Source organism: Micropruina sp., assembly GCF_047602085.1.
Lineage (GTDB): Bacteria > Actinomycetota > Actinomycetes > Propionibacteriales > Propionibacteriaceae > Micropruina.
This window is the reverse complement of the sequence record NZ_JASGID010000002.1, coordinates 284,510-309,665: the sequence shown is the minus strand read 5'-3', so window position 1 is coordinate 309,665 and position 25,156 is coordinate 284,510. Positions and strand designations below refer to the sequence as shown.

General features: G+C 70.3%; 22 protein-coding genes. 9 read left to right on the top strand and 13 right to left on the bottom strand.

Annotated features, from left to right (window positions below; all coding sequences use genetic code 11):
- The first annotated feature begins 163 nt into the window (after nucleotides 1-163).
- Nucleotides 164-2,035 carry a dihydroxy-acid dehydratase gene (ilvD, locus tag QM721_RS02235; RefSeq protein ID WP_415118554.1) on the top strand — a complete coding sequence of 624 codons (1,872 nt, stop codon included), beginning with the start codon at nucleotides 164-166 and terminating at the stop codon, nucleotides 2,033-2,035.
- 130 nt (nucleotides 2,036-2,165) lie between these two features.
- On the opposite strand, the gene QM721_RS02230 is transcribed toward ilvD, so the two are convergent.
- Nucleotides 2,166-2,567 (bottom strand): hypothetical protein, encoded by a 402-nt coding sequence (locus QM721_RS02230; RefSeq protein WP_415118552.1) that lies wholly within the window; start codon nucleotides 2,565-2,567, stop codon nucleotides 2,166-2,168.
- Nucleotides 2,568-2,634: 67 nt separating this feature from the next.
- Between QM721_RS02230 and QM721_RS02225 the strand changes: the two genes are divergently transcribed.
- From QM721_RS02225 to QM721_RS02205, 5 genes are all read left to right on the top strand, one after another.
- Nucleotides 2,635-3,603 carry an HAD family hydrolase gene (locus QM721_RS02225; protein ID WP_415118550.1) on the top strand — a complete coding sequence of 323 codons (969 nt, stop codon included), beginning with the start codon at nucleotides 2,635-2,637 and terminating at the stop codon, nucleotides 3,601-3,603.
- A 75-nt stretch (nucleotides 3,604-3,678) separates the two neighbouring features.
- Entirely contained in the window at nucleotides 3,679-5,127 is a 1,449-nt protein-coding gene (locus QM721_RS02220; RefSeq protein WP_415118548.1) for a DUF2252 domain-containing protein, read from the top strand.
- 49 nt (nucleotides 5,128-5,176) lie between these two features.
- Nucleotides 5,177-5,929, top strand: a complete 753-nt coding sequence (locus QM721_RS02215; protein WP_415118546.1) for an ABC transporter ATP-binding protein — start codon at nucleotides 5,177-5,179, stop codon at nucleotides 5,927-5,929.
- Nucleotides 5,929-8,367: an FtsX-like permease family protein gene (locus tag QM721_RS02210; protein ID WP_415118544.1), complete on the top strand. Its 2,439-nt coding sequence runs from the start codon at nucleotides 5,929-5,931 to the stop codon at nucleotides 8,365-8,367. The genes QM721_RS02215 and QM721_RS02210 overlap by 1 nt, the downstream gene beginning before the upstream one ends.
- Nucleotides 8,368-8,478: 111 nt before the next feature.
- Nucleotides 8,479-9,261, top strand: coding sequence for an Ig-like domain-containing protein (locus tag QM721_RS02205; protein WP_415118542.1), 783 nt, complete (start codon nucleotides 8,479-8,481; stop codon nucleotides 9,259-9,261).
- Between the two features lie 12 nt (nucleotides 9,262-9,273).
- On the opposite strand, the gene QM721_RS02200 is transcribed toward QM721_RS02205, so the two are convergent.
- The gene (locus tag QM721_RS02200; RefSeq protein WP_415118540.1) at nucleotides 9,274-9,858 is read right to left on the bottom strand and encodes a TetR/AcrR family transcriptional regulator; all 585 of its coding nucleotides are present in this window, start codon (nucleotides 9,856-9,858) and stop codon (nucleotides 9,274-9,276) included.
- Between the two features lie 100 nt (nucleotides 9,859-9,958).
- Here QM721_RS02200 and QM721_RS02195 point away from each other — a divergent pair, with 100 nt between their 5' ends.
- Both QM721_RS02195 and QM721_RS02190 read left to right on the top strand, forming a co-directional pair.
- Nucleotides 9,959-10,270: a DMT family transporter gene (locus QM721_RS02195; RefSeq protein ID WP_415118538.1), complete on the top strand. Its 312-nt coding sequence runs from the start codon at nucleotides 9,959-9,961 to the stop codon at nucleotides 10,268-10,270.
- The gene (locus QM721_RS02190; RefSeq protein ID WP_415118536.1) at nucleotides 10,267-10,605 is read left to right on the top strand and encodes a DMT family transporter; all 339 of its coding nucleotides are present in this window, start codon (nucleotides 10,267-10,269) and stop codon (nucleotides 10,603-10,605) included. The genes QM721_RS02195 and QM721_RS02190 overlap by 4 nt, the downstream gene beginning before the upstream one ends.
- Here the strand turns inward: QM721_RS02190 and QM721_RS02185 are convergent, their stop codons facing one another.
- The 9 genes from QM721_RS02185 to QM721_RS02145 all read right to left on the bottom strand — a co-directional run bounded on the left by QM721_RS02185 (nucleotide 10,606) and on the right by QM721_RS02145 (nucleotide 21,933).
- Complete coding sequence (locus tag QM721_RS02185) at nucleotides 10,606-11,013, bottom strand: low molecular weight phosphatase family protein (RefSeq protein ID WP_415118534.1); 408 nt, start codon at nucleotides 11,011-11,013, stop codon at nucleotides 10,606-10,608.
- A 113-nt stretch (nucleotides 11,014-11,126) separates the two neighbouring features.
- On the bottom strand, nucleotides 11,127-12,542 hold the full coding sequence (locus QM721_RS02180) for a PLP-dependent aminotransferase family protein (RefSeq protein ID WP_415118532.1): 1,416 nt from the start codon (nucleotides 12,540-12,542) through the stop codon (nucleotides 11,127-11,129).
- A 19-nt stretch (nucleotides 12,543-12,561) separates the two neighbouring features.
- The gene (locus QM721_RS02175) at nucleotides 12,562-13,293 is read right to left on the bottom strand and encodes a TSUP family transporter (RefSeq protein WP_415118530.1); all 732 of its coding nucleotides are present in this window, start codon (nucleotides 13,291-13,293) and stop codon (nucleotides 12,562-12,564) included.
- Entirely contained in the window at nucleotides 13,290-14,048 is a 759-nt protein-coding gene (locus tag QM721_RS02170; RefSeq protein ID WP_415118528.1) for an SDR family NAD(P)-dependent oxidoreductase, read from the bottom strand. The genes QM721_RS02175 and QM721_RS02170 overlap by 4 nt, the downstream gene beginning before the upstream one ends.
- Nucleotides 14,045-14,869 (bottom strand): ABC transporter ATP-binding protein, encoded by an 825-nt coding sequence (locus tag QM721_RS02165; RefSeq protein ID WP_415118526.1) that lies wholly within the window; start codon nucleotides 14,867-14,869, stop codon nucleotides 14,045-14,047. Before QM721_RS02165 ends, QM721_RS02170 begins: the two co-directional genes overlap by 4 nt.
- Nucleotide 14,870: 1 nt before the next feature.
- Entirely contained in the window at nucleotides 14,871-15,953 is a 1,083-nt protein-coding gene (locus QM721_RS02160; protein WP_415118524.1) for an ABC transporter substrate-binding protein, read from the bottom strand.
- A 17-nt stretch (nucleotides 15,954-15,970) separates the two neighbouring features.
- Nucleotides 15,971-16,879 (bottom strand): ABC transporter permease, encoded by a 909-nt coding sequence (locus QM721_RS02155; RefSeq protein WP_415118522.1) that lies wholly within the window; start codon nucleotides 16,877-16,879, stop codon nucleotides 15,971-15,973.
- A 16-nt stretch (nucleotides 16,880-16,895) separates the two neighbouring features.
- Nucleotides 16,896-18,263, bottom strand: coding sequence for an aspartate aminotransferase family protein (locus tag QM721_RS02150; protein WP_415118520.1), 1,368 nt, complete (start codon nucleotides 18,261-18,263; stop codon nucleotides 16,896-16,898).
- Between the two features lie 283 nt (nucleotides 18,264-18,546).
- Nucleotides 18,547-21,933 carry a pyruvate carboxylase gene (locus QM721_RS02145; RefSeq protein ID WP_415118518.1) on the bottom strand — a complete coding sequence of 1,129 codons (3,387 nt, stop codon included), beginning with the start codon at nucleotides 21,931-21,933 and terminating at the stop codon, nucleotides 18,547-18,549.
- Nucleotides 21,934-22,320: 387 nt separating this feature from the next.
- On the opposite strand from QM721_RS02145, the gene QM721_RS02140 reads away from it, so the two are divergent.
- Nucleotides 22,321-23,136 carry a phosphatase PAP2 family protein gene (locus QM721_RS02140; protein WP_415118516.1) on the top strand — a complete coding sequence of 272 codons (816 nt, stop codon included), beginning with the start codon at nucleotides 22,321-22,323 and terminating at the stop codon, nucleotides 23,134-23,136.
- Between the two features lie 119 nt (nucleotides 23,137-23,255).
- Here the strand turns inward: QM721_RS02140 and QM721_RS02135 are convergent, their stop codons facing one another.
- Nucleotides 23,256-24,092: a patatin-like phospholipase family protein gene (locus QM721_RS02135; protein WP_415118514.1), complete on the bottom strand. Its 837-nt coding sequence runs from the start codon at nucleotides 24,090-24,092 to the stop codon at nucleotides 23,256-23,258.
- The gene (locus tag QM721_RS02130) at nucleotides 24,070-25,131 is read right to left on the bottom strand and encodes a hypothetical protein (protein WP_415118512.1); all 1,062 of its coding nucleotides are present in this window, start codon (nucleotides 25,129-25,131) and stop codon (nucleotides 24,070-24,072) included. Before QM721_RS02130 ends, QM721_RS02135 begins: the two co-directional genes overlap by 23 nt.
- Nucleotides 25,132-25,156: the final 25 nt, after the last annotated feature.

Genomic DNA, 25,156 nt, shown 5'->3' with positions numbered 1-25,156 from the left:
AGTGAGCTGAATGGGTCACCTCAGTCAATCGGACGGGTTCGAGGGGGCCTATAGGCGTTTGGCGAAACCCTGGCAGGAGGCGTTGTGCGATCGCCCAATCGAGCGCCGGGTCAGCCGCTGACCGATGATCGCCGCAGGGTGCCGCGGGCGTAGTCTCTTCTGCATGCCTGCACTGCGTTCTCGAACCACCACCCACGGCCGCAACATGGCCGGTGCCCGGGCGCTGTGGCGCGCCACGGGCATGGGCGAATCGGACTTCGGCAAGCCGATCGTCGCGATCGCCAACAGCTTCACCCAGTTCGTTCCCGGGCACGTGCACCTGCGCGATATGGGCAAGTTGGTTGCCGACGCGGTGGCCGAGGCGGGCGGCGTGGGCCGCGAGTTCAACACCATCGCCGTCGACGACGGCATCGCGATGGGCCACCACGGCATGCTCTACTCGCTGCCCAGCCGCGAGATCATCGCCGACTCGGTGGAGTACATGGTGAATGCGCACTGTGCCGACGCGCTGGTCTGCATCAGCAACTGCGACAAGATCACCCCCGGCATGTTGCTGGCCGCGTTGCGGCTGAACATTCCGACGGTGTTCGTGTCGGGCGGGCCGATGGAGGCCGGGCGCATTCCGAACAACCCGCTGGCCGGTGGCGCCCCCGACGAGCACAACGTGGCGCCCCGCCTCGACCTGGTGGACGCGATGGTGAAGGCCGTCGACCCCAGCATCGAAGACGACCACCTGCGCGACATCGAACAGAACGCCTGCCCCACCTGCGGTTCGTGCTCGGGCATGTTCACCGCCAACTCGATGAACTGCCTCACCGAGGCGCTCGGGCTGTCGTTGCCCGGCAACGGCTCCACGTTGGCCACCGCCGCGCAACGCCGCGACCTGTTCGTCGCCGCCGGAAAGCTGGTGGTCGACCTGGCCCGGCGCTGGTACGGCGACGACGACGCCTCGGTGCTGCCGCTGTCGATCGCCACCAAGCAGGCCTTCAACAACGCCATGCGGGTCGACATCGCGATGGGCGGCTCGACCAACACCGTGCTGCACCTGCTGGCCGCCGCGCACGAGGCCGGGGTCGACTTCGACCAGCACGACATCGACGCCCTGTCGCGGGTCACCCCGTGCATCTGCAAGGTGGCGCCCAACTCGACGAAGTACTACATGGAGGACGTCCATCGCGCCGGCGGCATCGCCGCGATCATGGGCGAACTCGACCGCGGGGGGCTGCTCGACCGTGACGTGCACGCCGTCCACGCCCCCGATCTGGACAGTTGGCTGGACGACTGGGACATCAGGGGCGGCAAGGCCAAATCGGAGCACGAGGACCTGTTCTACGCCGCCCCCGGCGGCGTGCGCACCACCCAGGCGTTCTCGTCGACCACCCGCTTCGCGACCCTCGACAAAGACTCCCGAAACGGCTGCATTCGCGCGGTGGCTACGCCGTACACCACCGACGGCGGGTTGGGCGTGTTGTATGGCAACCTGGCCGAGGATGGCTGCATCGTGAAGACCGCCGGCGTTCCCGAAGAGCAATGGGAGTTCAGCGGCCCGGCCGTGGTCGCCGAGTCGCAGGACGAGGCGGTGGAGAAGATCCTGGGTGGCCAGGTGAAGCCCGGCGACGTGGTGGTGGTGCGCTTCGAGGGCCCCAAGGGCGGCCCCGGCATGCAAGAGATGCTGTACCCCACCTCGTACCTCAAGGGCGTCGGCCTGGGCCCCAAATGCGCCCTGATCACCGACGGACGGTTCTCGGGCGGCTCGTCGGGGCTGTCGGTGGGCCACGTGTCGCCGGAGGCCGCCTCGGGCGGCACCATCGCCCTGGTCGAGGACGGCGACATCATTCGGTTCTCGATTCCGAACCGCAGCGTCACCCTCGACGTCGACGACGACGTGCTCGCCCGGCGCCGGGCCGCCGCCGAAGCGCGCGGCTGGAAGCCCCGGGAGCGGGTGCGCACGGTGTCGCCGGCACTGAAGATCTTCGCGCTGCTGGCCCAATCGGCCGACAAGGGCGCCGCGCGCAAGGATCCGGACGAGCTCTGAGCTGAGGAAGCCCTGAGCAAGGCAACCACCGCCGGTTGCGCTTGTCGAAACCCCTTACCAGGGCAGCATGTCCACGGTCTCGACAGGCTCGACCAGCGAAAACTCACCATTTCCTGAGCTGGGGCCGAGTTCAGGCGCTCGGCACTTTCCAGGGCTCGTCGTGCAGGTCCTCGTCCTCGACGGGGGCTCGGGTGGCCAGGTAGGTGCCCAGCGCCATCAGCACCGGCGCGGGCACGAACAGCAGCCCCGACGACAGGGCCAGAAGCAGGCAGATCGCGCTCAGCAGGCCGACGCAGACCCAGCCGACCCTGATCGCGTGGCGGCGGGCCAGCAGCGGGATCACGGTCAACGCCAGCGGCAGCAGCAACGGCAAGAACACCTGCCAGCCGAGCATCCGATAGGGCGACACCCACACCGTGGCGTCGCCGGACCGCACGGCGAGCAGCGGCATGAACGTGAAGAAGATCGAGGCGGCCACGACGTACGCCACGGCCCCCCACTGCCAGAGTTTCGCCTGCCGTGCCACGCTCACCCGCCCAGTATCGGGCACGCGCGGACCCCCGCGACAGCCGCGCGCGGGCACCCGCCACAATGACCCCATGATCGCTTTCACCCTGGCCGAACAGGTGCGCGCGCCCGATCGCGCCTGGGCCGAACTCGTGGCACACCCCGAACTGCTGTTCGGGTACGGCGCGCCCGACCTGGTGGCGGGCCAGCGCTACCGGGCCACCAGCCAGCTCGGCAGCGGCGGTTCAGGCGTCATCGAGTCGGTTGAGCCGGCGCGGGTCGCGTTCACCTGGGGCGGACCGCACTGGCCCCGTCCGGGCCGGTTCGTCGCCTCCGCCGGCACCGAACTGGTCATCGACGCCAGGGACCTGCCCGAGACCGAAGCCAGCGCCGCCCGCGCGCACTGGCAGCACATGGTGAGCGGAGCCGTCCGCTATCTCGACAGCAGCAACCCGGCCTTGACCGGCCCGGTCGAGGCCGTGCTGTTCGATGCCGACGGGGTGCTGCAGCAGCCCCGGCGCGGCTGGCTGGACGACTTCGTGCGGCTGGGCGGCCCCGATTTCGTGCCCGCCGCGTTCGCCGCCGAGGTGCAGTGCCTGACCGGTGCGGGCGACCTGCGCGCGAAGCTGACCAGCTTGCTGCGCCAGGCCGGCACCGGCGCCGAGGTCGATCGGGTGCTGGCCGTCTGGCACGACATCGTGGTCGACCACCAGGCGCTCGCCGTGGTCAACCGGGTGCGCAGGCAGGGTCTGGTGGTGGGGCTGGCCACCAACCAGCAGAGCTACCGCGGCGCCCACATGCGCGACGTGCTGGGCCTCGACCGACACTTCGACCGGACTTTCTACAGCTACGAGGTGGGCCACGCCAAGCCGTCCGTGGCCTACTTCGCGCACATCGCCGAGGCACTGCGGCTGCCGCCTGAGCGGATCGCCTTCGCCGACGACACCGGCCCCAACGTGGTCGGCGCCCGCACGGCTGGGCTGCGATCCGTGCTGCATCGCAGCGTCACCGGCGCGGACGGTCTGGCGGCCGGGCTGCGCTCGCTCGGCGTGCCGATCTGAGCGGGGCCACGCTGGGCCGGGACTGGGCACCGACCAGGGCATTCACTAGGGTGTATCGCGCTGAGAGGAGCATCCATGCAGTTCAGCCACACCGTCTTGGCCAGCACCGACAGCCACGCGTTCGCGTCGGTGCGGGCGACCACCACCACCCGTGAGGAACGGTTCGCGCTGGGCCGCTCGCTGCGCGAGAAGGTGCCGATCTCGGCGCTCGGGGTGTGGAACGCCACCCAGGCCCGCCCCGACCCGATCGCCCTGATCAACGAGTCGCACCAGGGTCGGGTCGACGACCTGGTGCCGATTCGGGTCGGACGCATGGTCAGCTCGCCCTACGGCTTCTACCGCGGCACCGCGGTGGTGATGGCCTCCGACGTCGCGGCCCTGCCGATCACGGGCATCATGCCGGTGATCTGCGGCGACTCACACCTGGGCAATTTCGGCTTCTACCGCTCGCCCGAGGGCGAACAGGTGATCGACCTGAACGACTTCGACGAGGCGCACCCGGGTGCCTGGGAGTGGGACCTGCGCCGGCTGGCCGCCGCGGTGTGGGTGGCCGGACGTGAGAACGGCTACAGCGAGATCGACATCGCCGAAGCGGTGCACGCCTGCGTGATGGCCTACCGCGACGAGGTGGCGCTGCTGGCCTCGATGCCGCTGCTGGCCCGCTCGTACAACCGGCTCGACATCGAGCGGCTGCACGAGACCGCGACCGAGAAGGAGCTGCGCGACGAGATCAAGCGGGCCGGCAAGGTGGCCCGCAAGCGCACCTCCGACCGGGCGCTGCCCAGGTTCACCGACGAAGCCGGCGACGGCAGGCGCCGCATCGTCGAAGACCCGCCGCTGATTCGCTGCGTCACCGGCGAGGAATACGAGCAGTTGGCCGCGGGCCTGGATTCGTATCTCGACACCCTGGCGCCGCACTGGCGCCGCGTGGTGGCCGGCTACACGCTGGTCGACATCGCCCACAAGGTGGTGGGTGTCGGTTCGGTCGGGTTGCGGGCCTACGTGGCGCTGCTGGAGGGCAGCTCGCCCGACGACGTGCTGTTCTTGCAGCTCAAGCAGGCCCGCCGCTCGGTGCTGGCCCGCTACGTGCACGGCGACAATGCCTGGCACGCCCACCAGGGGCAGCGGGTGGTGGAGTATCAGCAAGCGCTGCAGACCGTGTCAGACCCCCTGTTGGGCTGGACCGAGGTGGACGGCCGGCAGTATTACGTGCGCCAATTCCGCAATATGAAGGGCACCATTCCGCTGGACGGGCTGACCGCCACCGCCCTGGCCGACTACGCCGGCATCGTCGGGCACCTGCTGGCCAAGGGCCACGCCCGGACGTCCGGGGCGTCGATGATCGCCGGCTACCTGGGTGGCGGCGAGAAGGCGTGCAAGGCGTTCTCGCGGTTCGCCCGGCTCTACGCCGACCAGACCGAGGCCGACCACGCCGCACTGGTGCAGGCGGCCCGCGACGGACGGGTGCCGATCGCCGACGGCGCGCTGGCCTCGATGGGTTCTGCCTTCCGCCCCGGCGGCTAGCCACACGCGCCCCGAACGAGCGTTCACAGCGAGCGCATAGGGTGGCGGCATGACCGTGACTCAGCCCGCCCCCGCCCCCGACGTCATCGCCCGCGCCGTGGGCCTGACCAAGACCTACGGCACCGGCGACGCTGCCGTGCATGCCCTGGCCGGCGTCGACCTCGAACTGCGCCGCGGGTCGTTCACCGCGATCATGGGGCCGTCGGGCTCGGGCAAGTCGACGCTGATGCACTGCCTGGCCGGGCTGGACGCCTCGACGTCGGGGCAGATCTGGCTGGGCGGCACCGAGATCACCGGGCTGGACGACCGGCGGCTCACCCAACTGCGCCGCGACTCGGTCGGCTTCGTCTTTCAGGCGTTCAACCTGCTGCCGACGCTGACCGCCAAAGAGAACATCCTGCTGCCGCTCGACCTGGCCGGACGCCGGGTCGAGGCGTCCGAGTTCGACGCGATCGTGGCCTCGCTGAAGCTGACCGACCGGCTACGTCACCTGCCCTCCCAGTTGTCCGGCGGCCAGCAGCAGCGGGTAGCGATCGCCCGCGCGCTGATCACCAAACCGCGGGTGCTGTTCGCCGACGAACCGACCGGCGCCCTCGACTCGCGCACCGGCCACGAACTGCTCGACCAGCTACGCTCGGCCAGCCGTGAGCTGGGCCAGACCATCGTGATGGTCACCCACGACCCGAACGCCGCCGCCTACGCCGACCGGGCGGTCATCCTCTCCGACGGCCGGATCGTCGACGACCTGGACGCCCCGAACTCCGACACCGTGCTCGACGCCATGCGGAAGCTGGGTGCCTGATGCTGCGCCAAGTACTGCGGGAGTTGCGATTCCACCCCTCCCGCTTCGTCGCCACGGTGATCGCCATCGCGATCAGCGTGGCCTTCATGGCCGGCTCGTCGATCCTGGTCGCCACCGAGACCAACGGCTTCCAGCGCCTCCAGTCGCTCCCCACCTCGACCGCGGACGTGGTGGTCACCCTCGGCCCGGACGCCGACCGCGGCGCCGTCGCCAAGGCGTTGACCGGCATCGCCGGGGCCGAAGCGGCCGAGCCCAGCCTGAGCCTGACCACCCCACTGCGTAACGGCCGTGCGACGGCATTGACCAACCTGATCGTGTTGCCGTCCGAACCGCTGCGCTGGTCGCGAATCATGGAAGGACGCTGGCCGCAGGCCGCCGGTGAACTGGCGCTGAGCCGGGACGCCGCCAACGGCCTGCAGGCGCGGATCGACGACCGGCTGGAGACCGGCTACGCCGACGTCACCTTCACGGTGGTCGGCCTCACCGACGAGCCGAAGTCGCTGTTCGTGCAGACCGGCTACGTGGCAGCGGCCACCTTCGCCGCCTCCGGGGACGACCCGGCTCAAAGCGCCGAAACCTGGATCGTCAAAGCCTCCCCCGGCACCGATCCCGCCGCGCTGACCCAGAGCGTCCACTCCGCGCTCGGCACGGTCGCCGACGTCACGGTGCAACCGGCCGAGCAGGTGCGCGCCGAGTCGCTGAAGCAGCTGACCGGTGAGTTCGACGCGTTCCGCAACCTGCTCTGGGCGTTCGCCGCGATCGCCGCCGTGGTCGGCATGATCACCATCGCCAATACCTTCACCATTCTGCTGGCGCAGCGCCGCCGGCAGATCGGGCTGCTCCGCGCGGTCGGGGCCAGCGGTGCCCAGATCCGGCGGCGCTACCTGCTCGAAGCCCTCACCCTGGGCGTGATCGGCTCGGCGCTGGGCTTGCTGGCCGGTGCCGCACTGGCGGCGATCGGATCATCGCTGACCGGCTCGCTGTTCTGGGGGCTCGCCCTGCCTGCCGTCGACCTCTCGGTGGCCTTCGGCGTGGGCGTGGCGATCACGGTGCTGGCCGCCGTCCTGCCGGTGCTGCGCGGCACCCGGGTGCGGCCGCTGGAGGCGCTGCAGCCCGAGCCGGCCTCCGACGAGAAGCGCCGGGCGGGCATCGTCCGCGGCGTGATCTGCGGGCTCCTGGTGGTCGGCGGGGTCGTCGCCGGTGTGCTCGGCCTGAGCACCGGCGCCGCGCTGCAGATCGCGATCGCGGGCAGTGCGCTGGTGGCGATCGGCGTCCTGTTCGGTGCCCCGCTGTTCGTGCCGGGTCTGTTGCGGCTGGTCGGCCTGCTCGTGCGCGGTTTCGGGGTTACCCCGCGACTGGCGGCGCAGAACGCCGTCCGGAATCCGCGGCGGGCCTCCACCACGGCCACCGCGCTGATGCTGGCCGTCGGGCTGATCGTCACCCTGCAGGTCGGCACGGCGAGCGCCCGTGCCACCATGCTCGACCAGATCGACCGGCAACGGCCGGTGGACATCTCGGTCAGCAACAACGGGGCCACGGAGTCGCTGCCGGGTGAACTGGTCGGCCAGTTGCGGCGGGTCTCCGGGGTGGACGGCGCCGCCGTCCTGCCGTCCGCGCCCGCCGACCTCAAGGGTGGCGCCGACGTCTACGGCGTGGCCGTGCTCGGCTACGGCCCGGACGCCGCCGCGGTCGCGGCCGACGCCCCGGCCGCGATCGCCGACGACGAGATCTACGTCTCGGACAACTGGGACGAGTTGAAGAACGGCCAGCAGGTCGGCCTGAAGGGTCATGCCGGCAGCCTGCGGCTGACGGTGGTGAAATCGCCGATCGTGCCGCTCGGCCAGGCGATGGTGTCGACGGCGAACCTCAACCGGCTCGGCTCCGTGGTTCCGGACGCCATGGTGTGGCTGTCGGTGCCGAACCGGGCTGACGCCGTGGCGGCCGCCACGGCGGTCTCGGAGCTGACCGCCGGCGGGCAGTACGAGGTGACCGGCGCGATCATCGAGGCGGTCGCGATGGAGTCGGTGCTGAACGTGCTGCTGGCCATCACCACCGCGCTGCTCGGGGTGGCCGTGCTGATCGCCCTGATCGGGGTGAGCAACACCCTCGGGCTGTCGGTTCTGGAACGCACCCGCGAGTCGGCGCTGATTCGAGCACTCGGGCTGCAGGCCCGTTCACTACGGCTGATGTTGCTGATCGAAGCCCTGCTGCTGGCCGTGGCCGGGGTCGCCGTCGGAGTCGTCGCCGGCATCTACTTCGGCTGGCTGGGCGCCACCGCACTGGCCCAGCAGGTCGCCGCCGACGTCCATCTGGTGGTGGACCTGCCGCTCACCCTGGGCATGGTGGCGATCGCCATCGCGGCCGCCGCGCTGGCGTCCGTGCTGCCCGGACGCCGGGCCGCGAAGGCGTCCCCGACCGCAGCGTTGGCCGACATCTGAACCGGCTGGCCGAAATCGACAGTGTGCGGACTCGCTCACCTAGGCATCTGCTGAAGGTTAGGCTTACCTAAGGAGCGCTGATTCGCGGCCCTCAGGCAAGGAGACGACGAGATGACGACCGACACTGTGACCCGGGCCGGCCTCGGCCGATGGGCGACGCGGCTGGTGGCGACCGGGGCGGCCATCGCGCTGCTCGGCGGCGGCCTGCTGCCGCAGCACAGGGCGGTGGCCGCACCCCGGCCCGAAACCGGCAACGGCACCCTGACCATCGCGACGGTCGAGGTGACCCCCGGCGGCACGATCACGCTGATCGGAACCGGCTTCGACCAGCGTCCCTCCGGCGGGTTCCTGGCCTACAAGCTGAACGACGGTGCATTGAGGTTCACCTCGGGCAAGCCGGACGGCACCGTCGACGCCGCCGGCACGGTGACCACCACCAAGGCGGCGAACGTGCCCGACGCGTCCGGCTCGTTCTCGGTGCAGCTCACCATTCCGGCGACCCTTGCACCCAATGACGACCCCAGCGCATATTGGGTGCGGCTGCTGGCCGGCAACGACGGTGGCACCCTGGCATCGAAGTACCTCCACTTCACGGTGGTGAAGTTCAGCTCGAAGGTGAAGGCGTCGTTCAGCGCCAAGACCAAGAACAAGAAGAAGAAGGGCACCGCCAAGGTCACGGTGAGCACCTCGGCCACCTCGAAGCCGACCGGAACCGTCACCGTGGTGGACGGCAGCACGACCATCGCCACGGGCAAGCTGACCAGCAAGAAGAAGGGCGTGATCTCGATCACGCTGCCCAAGCTGAAGAAGGGCAAGCACACCCTGACGGTCAACTACGCCGGCACCGACCTGGTCAAGGCCAGTACGAAGTCCTACACGCTGAGCGTCAAGTAGCCAGCACGGCACTCACGCAACGACCAGCCGGCGCACCGCTGCTCGCAGCACAGTTTCGGCTCTGGCCGGCTCGACCCGTCCGAGCAGCACATGCACGGTGAGCCCGTCCAGCAGCGCCTGCAATTCGCACGCCACGGCCTCCGGGCCGCCGTCCACGACGTAACCGATCGTGATCAGGGCGGTCAGCAGGTCGACCAGCAGCCGGTTCAGGTCGCGGTACACGATGCCCTGGGCGTCGGCGATCGCCCGGTCGCTGACCGCCTGGCCGACGAACGCCAGCCACACCTCGGACGCCCGGCGACTCGGCTGGTCGGTGGGCAGCACGGCGATCAGCACCTCGGCCAGCAGCTCCAGCGGCGATCCTTCGGCTCCCACGGCCCGGACCCGCTGTTCGATCACCTCGCCGACCCGTTGGGCCGCGGCGTCCAGGATCGCCTCACGGGTGGGCAGGTAGTGCCGAACCGCCCCACTCGACCAGCCGCTGCGCTCGGCCACAGCCCGGATCGTGATGCCCGGCAGCCCCTGCTCGATGATCAACTGCCAGACCGCGTCGACCAGCTCGTCGCGACGCTGCCGATGATCCACCACCCGAGGCATGAGGCAGTTGTAGCACAGCCGTGCGAAGTTGGCAGATATCGCACGACCGTGCTAGAAAAGCCGTGTCAGCACGTCCGTGCGAAATAGAGAGGTGGGGATCATGGACCCCTGGGTCACCCTGGCAGCGGCCGGAGTTTTCGAGGTGGGCTTCACCACCTGCCTCAAGCTCGAAGAACGCAGCAAATGGTTCGTCGTGCCGTTCCTGGTCTGTGCCGCGATCAGCTTCACCCTGCTCTCGCAGGCCATGCAGACCATTCCGCTCGGCACCGCCTACGCAGTCTGGACGGGCATCGGCGCGGTCGGCACCGTGATCGTGGGTGCGCTGGCCTTCGGCGAACGGCTGCGGCCGGCCGCGCTGGCTCTGCTGGGGGTTGTCGTGGCGATGATCATCGGGCTGAAGGTGCTGGCATGAACGCCTGGCTGTGGCTGCTAGCCGCGGGCGGCTTCGAGATCGGCATGACCACCGCCCTGAAGCTCGAGCAGCACGACGCCCGGTTTCTCTGGGTCTTCCTGGCCTGCGCGATCGCCGGCTTCGAATGCCTGGCCAAGGCGATCAAGACCATCAGTTTGGGCCTGGCCTACGCGATCTGGACCGGCATCGGAGCGGTCGGCACCGTGATCGTCGGAGTGCTGGCCTTCGGCGACCCACTGGGGCCCGTTCGAGGGCTGCTGCTGTTCGGCCTGGTCGCGGCCATGATCGGGCTCAAGCTGGTCGGCGGGTCAAAGACCGCCCCCACGCCGCAGTGATCAGGCCGCGGCGGGAGCGTTGAGCTCGGCCAGCAGCTCGACCACCTTGCTTCTGATCGCGTCGCGAATCGGCCGGACGGCCGGCAGCCGGCTGTCGGCGGGGTCGGGAAAGTCCCACTCGACGTAGCGGCCGGCGGGAACCACCCCGACCAGGTCGACACCGATCGCGACCACCAGGTCAGCGCCCTGCAGCATCTCGGCCGAGAGCAATTGGGGCTCTTCTTCGCGCAGGTCGACACCCACCTCAAGCATGGCCGCCACCACGGATGGGTTCAGCGCGTCGGCGGGTGCGGTTCCGGCCGATTCGACCCGCACCGTGCCCGCAGCGAGCTGGCCGAGGAAACCCGCCGCGAGTTGCGAGCGGCCGGCGTTGTGCGTACAGACAAAGAGGACGGACTGTGGCGCCATTGCGGACCTCCTTCGGGGTTGCTCTCGCAGCGTGGCACGCGAACGTTACGTCCGCGTGACATCGGGCTGTGCTTCACCCGTGCTTGTTCAGCGATTCACCGTCTGCACTCAGCTCAGATGACCTCGATCAACCGCTGCACACCAGGTCGAACCCGGTCGAGTGGAATCGCGCTAAGCCCGAGTCGTAGCTGGTTGGTCGGCGCCGGCGTGTCGAGAAAGAACAGCCCTCCAGGCTGAAAGAGCACGCCCCGCTGCCGCGCCCGGTCGAGCAGGGCCGTGGTGTCATAGCCGGGCGGTCCGGTCAGCCACAGTCCGGCGCCACCGCTCGGCAGCGCCTGGTCGGGCCACGGGAAGTCCTGACCCAGAACCTCGGCGGCGACCTCCCATTTGGCGCGCAGTGCGGCGCGTTGCCGAGACGCCTGCCGGGCGAAGTCACCCGAGGCGATGAACAGCGCCAAAGTGCGTTGCTCCACACCCGAAGGGTGTTTGCTGCTTAGATAGCGAGCGTGTCGCAGCTGCGTGATCAGTGCGGCGTCCGCCACCACGTAGCCGAGCCGCAAGGCGGGGGCGAGCACCTTCGAGAAGGTGCCGACGTGAATCACCCGGCCGCTGCCGTCCAGTGCCCGCAGCGGCGGCTGCGGCTCACCCCGGAACCGGATCTCGGAGTCGAAATCGTCCTCGATCACGATCAGGTCGTGCGCCGACGCCGCATCGACGATCGCCTGCCGCCGACTCGCCGGCATCGTCACATTGGTCGGATGCTGGTGGCTCGGGGTCAGATACAGCAGGCTGAAATCCGGACGATCAGACAGCCGCACACCCTGGCGTCCGACCGGGAGCAGCGACAGCTCCGCCCCCGCGTTGCGGAAGATCCTGGCTGCATCGACATAGCCGGGGTTCTCCATGCCGACCCGGGTTCCGGCGCCGATCAGGGTTCGGGCGATCAGGGTCAGCGCCTGCTGGGCTCCATTGGTGATCAGCACCTCGTCGGGTCGGGCCGCGATCCCGCGCGGCAGCAGCACCTCCTCGACGATCGCCCGGCACAACCCCGCGTCGTCACCGTCGCCAGCGTCCAGCGTGGCCCGTCCGCCCTGGTCACCGTCGAAGGCGCGGGCCGCCGCGCGCAGCCAGGCCCGCACCGGGAACGATCCGTGCTCCGGCTGTCCGGGAAGAAACGGAAAGGGATAGCTCTGATAGTCGGGCACCTGAACGGCCCGATCGATCCACGGGTCGGGGCGCACCACCAAGTGGTCCGCCCACAGCACCCGGTCTGGTGCGGTCCGATCATCGGCTGGTTCGGCGACCGTCACCGCGACTGGGAAGAAGCCCCGTCGGGGACGGCTGACCAACTGCCCCCGTGCCACCAGTTGCTGCAGCGCGGTGTCGATGGTCGTCCGGGATACCTCGAACCGTTCGGCGAGCCTCCGGCTGGGCGGCAGTGGCCGGGCCGGCGGGAACCGGCCGTCGCTGAGCTCCCGCTCCAGCACCTGCCGCACCCATTCGTGCTTCGGCGCACCACCGGTTTCCACGTCCGTCCCCTTCCGCCCCTCATCGCCCGCGGTCACAGCTGGCGGCCGCCTTGAGGATCAGCGCAACACCGGCCAACGCGGCCAGCGTGAGCCCGGCCGGCCGAAGCTGCCGGCCGGGAACCAACCCGGCCAGCCAGGCGCCGAGCGGCCAGCCGGCCACCACCCCCGGCAGCAGGCGGGCCGTGGCCGCCAGGGCGTCCGGCCCGATCCCGCGCAGCCCCTGGATGAAACTGATCGACGCCACCGTGATCACCAGATAGTAGACGGCGAGGTTGGCCCGGTACGCGGCCGGGGCCGGGTTGCGGTACACGACCAGGACCGGCAGTCCAGGGGTGGCAACCAGCGCCGCCAACGCCCCACTCGCCAGCCCGGCGGCCGGGGCGACGACCGGGACGTCGGCGCATCGCCAGCCGGTCAGCGCTGCACCTGCCACCACCACCTCCAAGACGCCGAGCGCCAGCACCGTTGCCGGCGCCAGCACCTGTGGCGCGACCGCAGCAGTCAGCACCGCCGCCGGTACCGCGGTTGCGACCACCCGGCCCAGCTCGAAGCCACCGGCCAACCCGGACCGGTCCTGCCAGGCTGCGACCAGCATCACCGGCACAGTCACCAACAGCAGCGGCACGGGCACCGCGTCCGGTTCGACGAGCAACAGCAGGGGTGCCGCCAGCAGCCCGAACCCGGATCCGCTGGCCAACTGAATCGCCACCGCCACCGCGACCGCCACCGCGGCGAGCAGTGCTGAGGTCACTGCGCGGAGGGTTCCGCCCGGCGGTGCACCACCTGCGCCGAACTCTGGTCGCGCGCCAGCATCACGATCTGGTCGAAGTTCACCCGGCTCGGCCTGGTGGCAACGAAGGCGACGGTCTCGGCGACGTCCTGAGCGGTGAGTGGCTCCACCCCGGCGTAGACGGCGTCGGCGGCGTCCGCGTCACCACGGAACCGGACCAGGCTGAACTCGGTCTGCACCATGCCCGGGTCGATCTCACAGACCCGGATCGGTTGGCCGAGCAACTCGATCCGCAGCACCCGGGTGAGCGCCGCGACGCCGTGCTTGGCCACGTTGTAGCCGGCTCCGCCCCGGTACGGCTCGCGGGCGGCGATCGAGCCGATGGTGATCACCTGGCCGTCACCCGAGGCCAGCAGGGCAGGCAGCAGGGCCCGGGTCATCCGCAGCGTGCCGAGCACGTTGACGTCGTACATCCACTGCCAGTCCTCGATGCGTGCGGATGCCACCGGATCGGTGCCCAGTGCACCCCCGGCGTTGTTGACCAGCACCGAGCAGCGCGGCACGGCGGCCGCGAACGCGTCCACCGACGCCTGGTCGGTCACGTCCAAGGGCAATGCCAGGCCACCACAGCGCGCGGCCACCTCGGCCAACCGGTCGAGCCGGCGGGCACCGAGCACCACCCGGAAACCGGCGTCGGCCAGCGCGACCGCGCAGGCCGCACCGATTCCGCTGCTGGCGCCGGTGACGACCGCCACCCGGGCCTCGCCAGCACTCACTTGGTCGTCCCGTCCTGGGCCCGGTAGATGGCCTCGGTGACCTGGTCGCGTAGCTGGACGAAGTTGGCCTGGGAACGCAGCTCGGGGCCGGGGACGCCGTCGGCCAGGTGCACCGGCAGGTCCATCAGCACCCGGCCGGGACGGGCGGTCATCACCAGCACCCGGCTGCCGAGGAAGATCGCCTCCTCGACGTCGTGGGTGATGAACACCACCGTCTTGCGGCGCTCCCGCCAGATCTGCAGCAGCTCGACCTGCATCCGCTCCCTGGTCAGGGCGTCCAGTGCGCCGAACGGCTCGTCCATCAGGATCACCTTCGGGTCGTTGGCCAGCACCCGGGCGATCTGCGCCCGCTGCTGCATGCCGCCGGAGAGCTCATAGGGCTTGCGGTCGGCGAACTTCGCCAGCCCGACCATGTCCAGGTAGTAGTCGGCGCATTGCTTGCGTTCGACGCGTCCGACCCCGCTCAGCCGCGGGCCCAACTCGACGTTCTGCCGGGTGGTCAGCCAGGGGTACAGGTTCGCCTGCTGAAACACCACGCCACGGTTGCGGTCGGGTTTGGTCACCGGCACGCCGTCCACCAGCACCCGGCCGGTGGTCGGGTGGTGGAAGCCGGCCAGCATCTGCATCAGCGTGCTCTTGCCGCAGCCGGACGGCCCGACGATGCAGATGAACTCGCCCTCGGTGACGGTCAGGCTGGTCTCGGCCAGGGCCACCACCTGGTCGCCGGAGTCCGTCCGGTAGACCTTGGTGACCCGGTCGAATTCGATCTTGGGCTGGGTCAGGCCGGCCTCACCGGCCGGGGAACTCATGGTTGCGGTCATCTCAGGCCACCTTCTTGATCGCGTCGGTGTACACCCCGTCGGTGTACGTCTTCAAAGGGCTGACCGCGTCGACGTCGCCCTGTGACTTGAGGAACTCGGCAGTCGCCGCCAGTTGCCTGGGCAGCGCCGCGGTGAGTTCGAGTTGCTTGTGGGCGTCGGGAAACAGATAGCCGCTGAGCTGGGCGGTGACCGCCTCCGGCGTCGAGCCTAGCTGCACCGCGATCGACTGGGCTGCTGCCTGCGGGTTGGCGGCGAGCTCCTGCACGGCGTGGTTCTGCACCGCCGTCCAGGTCTCCAGGAAGGCCGGGTTGGCGGCCACGAAGGCACCGGTGGCGCCCTCCAGGTCGAAGGTCGGGTGGCCCTTCTCGGCGGTGACGTCGCTACCGGTGATCACCTTGCCGTGCTGCGCCAGCTCGCTGAGCACCGGGTCCCAGACCCAGGCGGCGTCCACCTGGTCGCCCTGCCAGGCGGCCAGCATCTTGTCCGGGCTGAGGTTGACCAGCTTGACGTCGGTGCCCGGGTTGAGGCCGGCGTCGGCGAGTGCCTGCAGCAGGCTGTAATGCGAGGTGGAGCTGAACGGGGTGGTGATGGTCTTGCCCTTCAGCCCGGCGATGGTGGTGATCGAGGTGTCCTTGACCACCAGCGACTCGGCCTTGCCGATCACGTCGTCGATCCAGACCACCCGCATGTCGACGTTGAGCGGCGCCGACAGCGCTTTGGTGGCCGGGCTGGAGCCGAGGGTGGCCAGGTCGACCGAGCCCGAGCCGAAACCCTGCACCACGTCGGCCCCGGAGTCGAACTTGATCCAGGTGATGGTCGCGTTCGGCAGGCAGGCCTCCAGCCAGCGCTGATCGCGGACGAGCAGGTTGGCATTCGGGATCGCCTGGTAGCCGATCCGGACGGCGCCCTTCACGTCCGGGTTGCCGGTCACCGGGCAGGTGGTGGTGGTGCCGGCGTTCGCCATGGCCTCGGCCTCGCGGGCCGTGGTGCAGCCGCTGAGCGCAGCCGCGGCGGCCAGCATCGCGGCCACACCCAAACCGGTCAGGCGGTGGAGTGCGGGTCGGTGGGCAGCAAGTCGTGTCACGTCAGTACCGTCCTTTCTCAGGCCTTGCCCTGCCAGGGCACCAGCAACTGCGTGATCCGCTTGATCCCGAAGTCGAGGGTGATGGCGGCCAGGCCGATGATGATGATGCAGGCGATGGTCAGTGGGGTCTGTAGCTGGGTGCCGGAGAGGTAGGCCAGCCCACCGATGCCGGGGATGCCGTTGTTCAGCTCGGCGGCCACCACCGTCGTCCAGGCGAATCCGACGGCGATCCGGACGCCGCTCAGGATCGACGGCAGGCTGCCGGGCAGCACGACGTGGCGCATCACCTGAACGGGGCTGGCTCCCAGGCTCTGCGCGGCCTGCAGCCGATCGGTGCGAATGCTGCGGACGCCGTCGATGGTGGCCATCGCGATCGGCGGGAAGGCCGCCAGGAAGAGCAGCCACACCTTGGAGGTGTCGCCGATGCCGAACCAGACGATCAGCAGGCCGATGTAGCCCAGCGGCGGCAGCGAGCGCAGAAAGTTGAGGTAGGGCTCCGAGAGCCTGCCGAAGGTGGGGATCAGGGCCATCGCGAAGCCCAGCACGACACCGACCACGATGCCGCCGGCGACACCCATGCCGATGCGTTGCAGGCTGGCCAGCAGATGCTCCCAGAGGAAATAGCCCTGTTCGCCGCAGACGATCCGGGCGCTGCCCTCGGCGACCGGACGGCAGCTGGAGGCGTCGCCGAAGGCCGCCACGACCGATCCGGGGCTGGGCAGGAACAGCGGTTGGATCAGGCCGGTGGCGGTGATCGCCCACCACACCAGCAGGACGCCGGCGAAGACTGCGGCGTTGACGCCCCAGTGCCGCAGCCGAGCCTGGCTCAGCCAGGCGTCCTTCGTCGGGATGGTCGGCGCGGGACCGACGGGTTCGGTGGTCGTGCCGCCGGATTCGGTCGTGGTTTGGGTTTCAGTGGCAGACATGGTGCTCCGTTCGCAGTCAGGCGATCCTGGCGGTGGGGGTCGGGCGGGTATGCCGGTCGGCACGGTCGAGGACGCCGTCCAACAGGTCGATGCCCTCGGCGATCTCGGCCTCGGTGCAGGTCAGCGGCGGGGCGAGGTGGACCCGGTGCATGCTGGTGAAGATCAGCAGCCCCGCGTCGCGGGCGGCGGCGGCGATCTCGGCCATCGCCGGGTTGACCGTGCCGTAGGGGGTCAGCGGCTCCCGGGTTTCCCGGTCGACGACGAGCTCCAGCGCCCAGAAGCAGCCCAGGCCGCGGACGTCGCCGACGCTGGGATGCTTCGCCTGCAGCCGGCGCAGCGCCGGGCCCAGCACGTCCCGGCCCAGCTGGGCGGCCCGTTCGACGATGCCCTCCTCGGCCATGGTGGTGATGGCGGCCACCGCGGCGGCACAGGCCAGCGGGTGGCCCGAGTAAGTCAGGCCGCCCGGGTAGGGACGGTGCGCGAAGGTGGCGGCGATCTCGTCGCTGATCGCCACCCCGCCGAGCGGCACATAGCCGGAGTTCACGCCCTTGGCGAAGGTCAGCAGGTCAGGCACCACCCCGTAGTGGTCGGCGGCGAACCAGGCGCCGGTGCGGCCGAAGCCGACCATCACCTCGTCCAGGATCAGCACGATGCCGTACCTGTCGCACAGTTCGCGGACGCCGTCGAGGTAGCCGGGCGGCGGAGGCATCACACCGGCTGTTCCCGGGATCGTCTCCAGGATCAGCGCAGCGAAAGCCTCCGGGCCTTCCATCGCGATTAGCTGTTCGAGGTGGTCGAGCGCCCGCCGGCACTCCTCCGCCTCGGTGGCTGCCCCGAACGCCGAGCGGTAGAGGAACGGCCCGAAGAAGTGCACCGCGCCGGAGTTGCCGTAGTCGGTGGCCCAGCGGCGAGGGTCGCCGGAGACGTTGAGTGAGGTCTGGGTGCCGCCGTGGTAACTGCGGAACTGGGCCAGCACCTTGTACCGGCCGGTGTGCAGCCGGGCCATCCGGATGGCGTGCTCGTTGGCGTCGGTGCCGCCGTTGGTGAAGAACACCTTGTTCAGCCCGGCAGGCGTCCGTTGCGCGATCAGCGCGGCGGCCCGCGAGCGGGCCTCCACAGCGTGCTGCGGGGCGATGGTGCCCAGCCGGCCGGCCTGCTCCTGGACGGCTGCCACGATCGCCGGGTGCTGGTGCCCGAGGTTGGTGTAGATCAGCTGCCCGGAGAAGTCGAGGTAGGTTTTGCCGTCGGCGTCGGTGACGCGACTGCCGGACGCACCGCTGATCACCATGGGGTCAAGGGCGGCCTGGGCGCTCCACGAGTGGAACACGTGCGCCCGGTCCAGGAGATAGGTCTCCCGTCCTGCGGGATCGGCCGGAATCGGCACCGGGGACTCCTCTCTCTCCCCGGTCGACGATGTCGTCCGAGGACGACATTGGCTCGGCTGCCGGACGCCCCTGGCGTCCGCGGCTCACCCCCGAGACGACGGTTGGTGAACTGCTCCCATTCGACCAGCGATACCCCGGGGCGGCCAGCACCACAGCGGGCGGCGTTCACCGGGCCACGCGTTACCTGCGCGCAACATCGTGTTCACGGCGCGCCCGCCGGGACGACGAAGCGACCCGCGGGGCGACGGAGAATTCCGCCGGACGACGGCGGAGTCGGTGCCCTTAGCCGATCACCACGAGGAGATCCCCGCCTTCGACGGCCTGGGCCGGACCGATGGCGAGCCGCTGGACGGTGCCGCCGAGCGGCGCGGTGATCGCGGCCTCCATCTTCATCGCCTCAATGGTGGCCACGCTCTGGCCCGCTGCGACGGTGTCGCCGACTGCGACGGTCAGCGTCACCACGCCTGAGAACGGGGCCGCCACGTGGCCCGGGTTGCCGGCGTCGGCCTTCTCGGCGACGGCGACCTCGGACTTCACCGACTGGTCGCGCACCGACACCACCCGGATCTGGCCGTTGATGGTGCAGACCACCTGGCGGAAGCCGCGGGCGTCCGGTTCACCGATCGCCTCCAGCCCGAGCAGCAGCTTCTTGCCGCGCTCCAGCTCGACCTCGTGCTCCTGGTGCACGGCCAGGCCGTGCAGGAACTCGCGGGTGGAGAGCACCGACAGCTCGGAGAACTCGTCCACGGCGTCCTCGTAGTCGCGGGTCGGGCCCGGGAAGAGCAGCCGGTTCAGCGTCCGCCGCGGTTCGCGCTCCAACGCCTCGGCCTCGGACGCGGACAGCTCGGTCTCGACCGGCTTCGCGGTGCGTCCGGCCAGCGCCTTGCTGCGGAACGGCTCCGGCCAGCCTCCCGGCGGGTCGCCCAGGTCGCCGTTCAGGAAGCCGATCACGGAATCGGGGATGTCGTACGTGCCCGGGTTGGCCTCGAAGTCGTCCGGGTCGGCGTTGGCCCCGACCAGCGCGAGCGCCAGGTCGCCGACCACCTTGGACGACGGGGTCACCTTCACCAGGTTGCCCAGGATCCGGTTGGCCGCGGCATACATGTTCTCGATGTCCTCGAACCGGTGCCCCAGCCCGAGCGCGATCGCCTGCTGGCGCAGGTTCGACAACTGCCCGCCGGGGATCTCGTGGGTGTAGACGCGGCCGGTCGGGCCGGGCAGCCCCGACTCGAACGGCGTGTAGAGCAGCCGGACGGCCTCGAAGTACGGCTCCAGGTCGGTGACCGCCGCCAGCGACAGCCCGGTGGCCCGTTCGGTGTCGTCGGTGGCCGCCACCAGCGCCGACATCGACACCTGCGAGGTGGTGCCAGCCCAGGCCGCGCAGGCCACGTCCACGGCGTCCACCCCGGCTTCGATCGCGGCCAGCAGGGTGGCCAGCTGGCCGCCGGCAGTGTCGTGGGTGTGCAGGTGCACCGGCAGATCGAACCGCTCCCGCAGTGCGCGCACCAGTTTGGCCGCGGCGGGCGCCCGGAGCAGACCGGCCATGTCCTTGACCGCCAGAATGTGCGCCCCGGCCTCGACCAGCTGTTCGGCGAACCGCAGGTAGTAGTCGAGGGTGTAGAGGGTCTCGCCGGGCGAGGTCATATTGCCCGTGTAGCACAGCGCCGCCTCGGCGACGCCGTGGTCGGTCTCCCGCACCGCCTCGATCGCCGGCCGGATCTGGTCGATGTTGTTCAGCGCGTCGAAGATCCGGAAGATGTCGCACCCCGTCCGGGCCGCCTCGGCGACGAAGGCGCTGGTCACCTTCAGCGGGTACGGGGTGTAGCCGACGGTGTTCTTTCCGCGCAGCAGCATCTGCTGCGGGATGTTCGGCATCGCCTCGGCGAACTTCGCCAGCCGCTGCCACGGATCCTCCTTGAGGAAGCGCAGCGTGACGTCGTAGGTGGCGCCGCCCCAGGACTCCATCGAGAACAGCTGCGGCAGCATCCGGGCGATGTGCGGCGCGACGTGCAGCAAGTCGCGGGTGCGCACCCGGGTCGCCAGCAGGCTCTGGTGGGCGTCGCGGAAGGTGGTGTCGGTGACCGCGACGGCGGTCTGGTCGCGCAACGCCTGGGCGAACCGCTCCGGTCCCTCGGCGAGCAGCAACTGCTTCGACCCGGCCGGTGGCGGCGTCTGGAGTTCCTGCTTGCTGAGCGCGGGCAGCTTGTCGCGGGCGATCAGCGTGGTGCGGCACTCGCCGTTCGGCTTGTTGACCGCGACACCGGCCAGATAGGTGAGCAGCTTGGTGCCGCGGTCGGCCGGGATCCGCTGGGTGAGCAGCTGCGGACGTTCGTCGATGAAGGACGTGGTGGCGCGTCCGGCCAGGAAATCGGGATCGGAGATCACCGCCTCGAGGAAGCCGATGTTGGTGGAGATGCCGCGGATCCGGAACTCGTTCAGCGCCCGGTTGGCCCGCCGGGCGGCGGCGACCAGGTCGCGGCCGCGGCAGGTGAGCTTGACCAGCATCGAGTCGAAGTGGGCACCGACCTCGGAGCCGCCGAACACCACCCCGCCGTCCAGCCGGACGCCGGCGCCGCCCGGGCTGCGATACACCGAGATCCGGCCGGTGTCCGGACGGAAGCCGTTGGCCGGATCCTCGGTGGTCACCCGGCACTGCAGGGCCTGGCCGCGGACTGAGATGTCCTCCTGCCGCAGCCCCAGGCCGGCCAGCGATTCGCCGCCGGCGATCCGCATCTGGGATGACACCAGGTCGACGTCGGTGACCTCTTCGGTGACGGTGTGCTCGACCTGGATGCGCGGGTTCATCTCGATGAACACGTAGCGGCCGTCGGCGCCCAGCAGGAACTCGACGGTGCCGGCGTTGGTGTAGCCGATGTGCCGGCAGAACTTCACCGCGTCGGCGCAGATCGCGTCGCGCAGCGCCGGGTCGAGATTGGGCGCGGGCGCCAACTCGACCACCTTCTGGTGCCGGCGCTGCACCGAGCAGTCCCTCTCGAACAGGTGGATCACGCCGCCCTGGGTGTCGGCCAGGATCTGCACCTCGATGTGCCGCGGGCCGATCACCCCCTCCTCCAGGTACATCCGGGCGTCGCCGAATGCCGCCTTGGCTTCGCGCATCGCCTCGATCAGGGCGGGCTCCAGGCTCTCCCGGTCGTCGACCCGGCGCATGCCGCGTCCGCCACCGCCGGAAACCGCCTTGACGAATACCGGGTAGCCGATCTCGTCGGCGGCGGCCAGCAGGGTGGGGACGTCGTCGGAGGCGTCCGCGCCGCGCAGCGTCGGCAACCCGGCCTCACGGGCGGCGGCGATGGCCTTGGCCTTGTCACCGGTCAATTCCAGGATCGGGCGTCCGGGGCCGACGAAGGTGATGCCGTTGTCGGCGCAGGCCTGGGCGAAGCCGGCGTTCTCGCTGAGGAATCCGTAGCCCGGGTAGATCGCGTCGGCGCCGGCGTCCAGTGCGGCGGCGATGATGCCGTCGACGTCCAGGTAGGCCCGGACGGGGTGTCCCACCTCGCCGATCTGGTAGCTCTCGTCGGCCTTCAGCCGGTACTCGGCAAACCTGTCCTCGTAGGGGAACACGGCCACGGTGCCGATGCCCAGTTCGGTCGCGGCCCGGAACGCCCGGACGGCGATCTCGCCCCGGTTGGCCACCAGGATCTTGCGAAACATGTCGGCTCCTCACAGGTTGCGGAGGTCGGCGACCGCGTTCCGGCGACCCTGCCGATCGCGACACCCACTGCCGCACAGCCTGACACAATCCCTCGCCAGGCGGGAGTTCCCCGAGCACCACTGACCGGTTGGGCATTGTGGTCAGGGGCCCGACCTCCGACCGCCGAGGAAGCTCTGGCCTGCATGGTCGAGGCCGCTGTCGACCTCACCTTCACGGCGCAGATCGAGTAGGGCAACACGTCCGTCGGAGCCGTCCATACACCCGGGGTATACCCGCGCCAGGCACGTAGAAGCCACGAACTTCAGGCCCCCGTATGCGACCACGAGAGTGTCGCGAGCACCCGTGGAGGTGTGGCGACCCTACGGTCGCACTGCCAGACTTGCTCGGTGCGCCCCCCTTTCCCGTCCGAACCCGAACGCAGCATCGGGGCTCGCGACCTCACCCTCTGGCGGACGCCCGCCGGCCGCTGGCTGCAGCGAGGCTTCGACGCCCTGGCGCGGCGGCTGCGCAACGCCGAGCTGGCCGCGCTGCTGCTGATCGTCCTCGCCGGGGGGCTGGCGGTCGGGGCAACCTGGCTGGCCGGTGAGATCTATGAGGCGGTGCTGACCGACACCGGGGTGGCGCAGGTCGACCAACCGGTGCTGGATTGGATGGTCGGCGTCCGGACGCCGGAACTGACCGCGGCAACCGCCGCCTTCAGCGCCACCGGCGGGACGCTGTGGATGGTGCCGATCACGGCGGTGGTGGTCGGCGCGATCTGCCTGCGCTGGCGCCGCTGGACGCCGCTGGTGCTGATGGCGATCGCGGTGGCCGGATCGCTGCCGATGACCGTGGTCGGCAAGCGGCTGGTCGGCCGGACCCGCCCGCCGCTGGAGCTGTCCATCCCGCCGCCGGAGACGTCGCCGTCCTTTCCGTCCGGGCATTCGCTGAACTCGCTGGTGATCACCGGCATCGTCGTCTACCTGCTACTGGCCCACCTCGCCCGCCGCCTGGCCCGGGTGGCGACAGTGACGATCGGCGTCCTGTACGCCGGCGCGATGGGCATGTCGCGGGTCTACCTGGGCCATCACTGGCTGACCGACGTGCTCGCCGCCTGGTGCCTGGGCATCGCCTGGCTGACCGTGGTGATCACCTGTCACCGGTTGTGGCTGACCCAGCATCGTGACCACGAGCTCGGCCGGCCGCGTTCGGCACTGGTCTAGCGAAGCGCTGACCGACGCACCCCTCGCTGGTTGAGCCTGTCGAAACCCCTAGTGAGGGCACGCTATGCGAGGTCTCGACAAGCTCGAACAGCAAAGATCAGCGCTTCCCTGGCGTCCTGTCACCAGCCCCACAGCTCTCGGACCTCGGCGGCGGACGCCCGCCCGGCCCGCCGGCCGCGTTCCCGGGCCGCTGGCAGGCCGTTCACCGCCATGCTGTGGGCCGGGAAGGACTCGTCCTGCACCAGCACCACCTCGGCCCCGCCGGCGCGCAGCCGCTGCGCTTGATGCCCCGGACGGCGCAGGCTGCGCACCGAGCGCGGCTGCGGCGCCAGCACCAGCGTCCGGTCGCACCCGGTGGCCAGATCGGCGTTCGCGGGAGTGCGCAAACCGCCGTCGAGGTAGGGGCGGCTCTCGATGTGCACCGCGGGGAATACCCCCGGTACCGCGCAACTGGCCGCCACCGCCGGGGCCAGCGGCACCCCTGAGCGCCGGGTGAAGTAGGCCGGACGTCCGCTGTGGCCGTCCACCGCGACCACGATCAGCGACGCCGGCCACGCCGTGCGGCCGATCGCCCGGCCGACCAGGTCGACAAATGCCGCCTCGCCGAGCGCCACGGGCCGTACCGCACGGCAGCCGAGCCACTGCAGGGCGTGCCGGCGGCTCGGTGCCACCTGGGCCGCGAGCAGTCTCGACGCAGCGGCCAGGCTGACCCGCACCCCGGCCAGTTCGTTCACCAGGAGTCGCAGATCGTCGGCATCGCCGCCCCCGAGCAATCGTGCGGCCAGCAATGCGCCAGCCGACGTGCCGACCACCCGGTCGGCGGTGTGCAGCACGTCCGGCAGTTCGTCGAGCACGCCCCGCAGCCAGCCGATTCCACTGAGCCCGCCCCCGCCCAGCACAACGCAGCGGCGCGGCGAGGGGTCGGTCTCGGCGTCAGCCGACCCGCTGCCAGACAACGGCCGACTCGTGATCGGTCACCGTCAGCAGGTAGCGCATGTCGACGGAATTGGTCTGGTCGACGGTGTACTTCTCACCGTTCTGGGTGAGCGTGCAGCGAAACCGGAACGTCAAGGTGGTGGCACCCCGGGCCTGGGTCGGGTCGGTCACGTCGAGGGTGTAGGTGGCGTTCTTCCAGGGGTTGCCAACCAGGTTCCATTTGATGGTCTTGGTGTCGATCTTCTGCCCCTGCGCCACCGTGACGCTGTTGGGGCAGTCCTTCGGCTCAGGCTTGCGCTGCTCCATGCACTCGTCGACGGCGCGAGCCGCGAGCGCATTGGCCACCTTCTCGCCCTTGCTGGTCAGCGTGGGCTGCAGCCCGGCCCGGACGTCCTCGCCGACGGCCGCCACCAGCACCGGGTTGCCTTCCAGGGCGATCTCGGGCACCTTCTCGCTGAACGTGTACAGGCCGGGGAACACCTCCAGGTGTGAGGTGCCGCTCAGCGGCTGCCCGTTCAGGCTCGCGATCAGGTCGGACGGCAGCGGGCCGGGGTCGATGGTCGAGGTGACCTGGCCGAGGCGCCAGCCGGCCTCGGTCGGCGTCACCGAGAAGGTGATCGTGGCCCGGTGCTCGCCGAAGCTGACCTCGGCCGGCACCTGCACGGTGCCCGCTCCGGTCACCTCGGGCACGTTCACCACGGTGAGCGCCCCGGTCTGGTGCGACGACTCAAGCACGGCGCGGGTGAGCAGCGTGGTGTCGGTGGGCCGGTTCAGCGCATACTGCAGGGCCTGGTCGGCGTCATCGGCGGCCAGCGCGTCGAGAAAGCCGCGCACCGCCTGTTGCGCGGTGCTTGCCGCGACGCCGTTCTGGTTCGGTTGCGGACGCAAGGCCCACGCGAAGCTGCCGACCAGCGCCAGCACCACGAACACGGCGGCGGCGATCCACAGCACCCTGGGCCGTCGCACGCGCCGGGTCGCGGACGGCACCCAGTCGTCGGGGACGACGGGTGCGTCCGTAACGGCCGGCGCCTCGGCCTGGGTGGGATCCTTCGAAGTCATCCGACCAGGCTACCGATCTTTCTCG

Excerpts from the sequence above, each read along its gene's own strand:
- ilvD (WP_415118554.1), top strand. The coding sequence starts at position 164 with ATGCCTGCACTGCGTTCTCGAACCACCACCCACGGCCGCAACATGGCC.
- QM721_RS02225 (WP_415118550.1), top strand. The coding sequence starts at position 2,635 with ATGATCGCTTTCACCCTGGCCGAACAGGTGCGCGCGCCCGATCGCGCC.
- QM721_RS02220 (WP_415118548.1), top strand. The coding sequence starts at position 3,679 with ATGCAGTTCAGCCACACCGTCTTGGCCAGCACCGACAGCCACGCGTTC.
- QM721_RS02215 (WP_415118546.1), top strand. The coding sequence starts at position 5,177 with ATGACCGTGACTCAGCCCGCCCCCGCCCCCGACGTCATCGCCCGCGCC.
- QM721_RS02210 (WP_415118544.1), top strand. The coding sequence starts at position 5,929 with ATGCTGCGCCAAGTACTGCGGGAGTTGCGATTCCACCCCTCCCGCTTC.
- QM721_RS02205 (WP_415118542.1), top strand. The coding sequence starts at position 8,479 with ATGACGACCGACACTGTGACCCGGGCCGGCCTCGGCCGATGGGCGACG.
- QM721_RS02200 (WP_415118540.1), bottom strand. The coding sequence starts at position 9,858 with ATGCCTCGGGTGGTGGATCATCGGCAGCGTCGCGACGAGCTGGTCGAC.
- QM721_RS02195 (WP_415118538.1), top strand. The coding sequence starts at position 9,959 with ATGGACCCCTGGGTCACCCTGGCAGCGGCCGGAGTTTTCGAGGTGGGC.
- QM721_RS02190 (WP_415118536.1), top strand. The coding sequence starts at position 10,267 with ATGAACGCCTGGCTGTGGCTGCTAGCCGCGGGCGGCTTCGAGATCGGC.
- QM721_RS02185 (WP_415118534.1), bottom strand. The coding sequence starts at position 11,013 with ATGGCGCCACAGTCCGTCCTCTTTGTCTGTACGCACAACGCCGGCCGC.
- QM721_RS02165 (WP_415118526.1), bottom strand. The coding sequence starts at position 14,869 with ATGACCGCAACCATGAGTTCCCCGGCCGGTGAGGCCGGCCTGACCCAG.
- QM721_RS02155 (WP_415118522.1), bottom strand. The coding sequence starts at position 16,879 with ATGTCTGCCACTGAAACCCAAACCACGACCGAATCCGGCGGCACGACC.
- QM721_RS02145 (WP_415118518.1), bottom strand. The coding sequence starts at position 21,933 with ATGTTTCGCAAGATCCTGGTGGCCAACCGGGGCGAGATCGCCGTCCGG.
- QM721_RS02130 (WP_415118512.1), bottom strand. The coding sequence starts at position 25,131 with ATGACTTCGAAGGATCCCACCCAGGCCGAGGCGCCGGCCGTTACGGAC.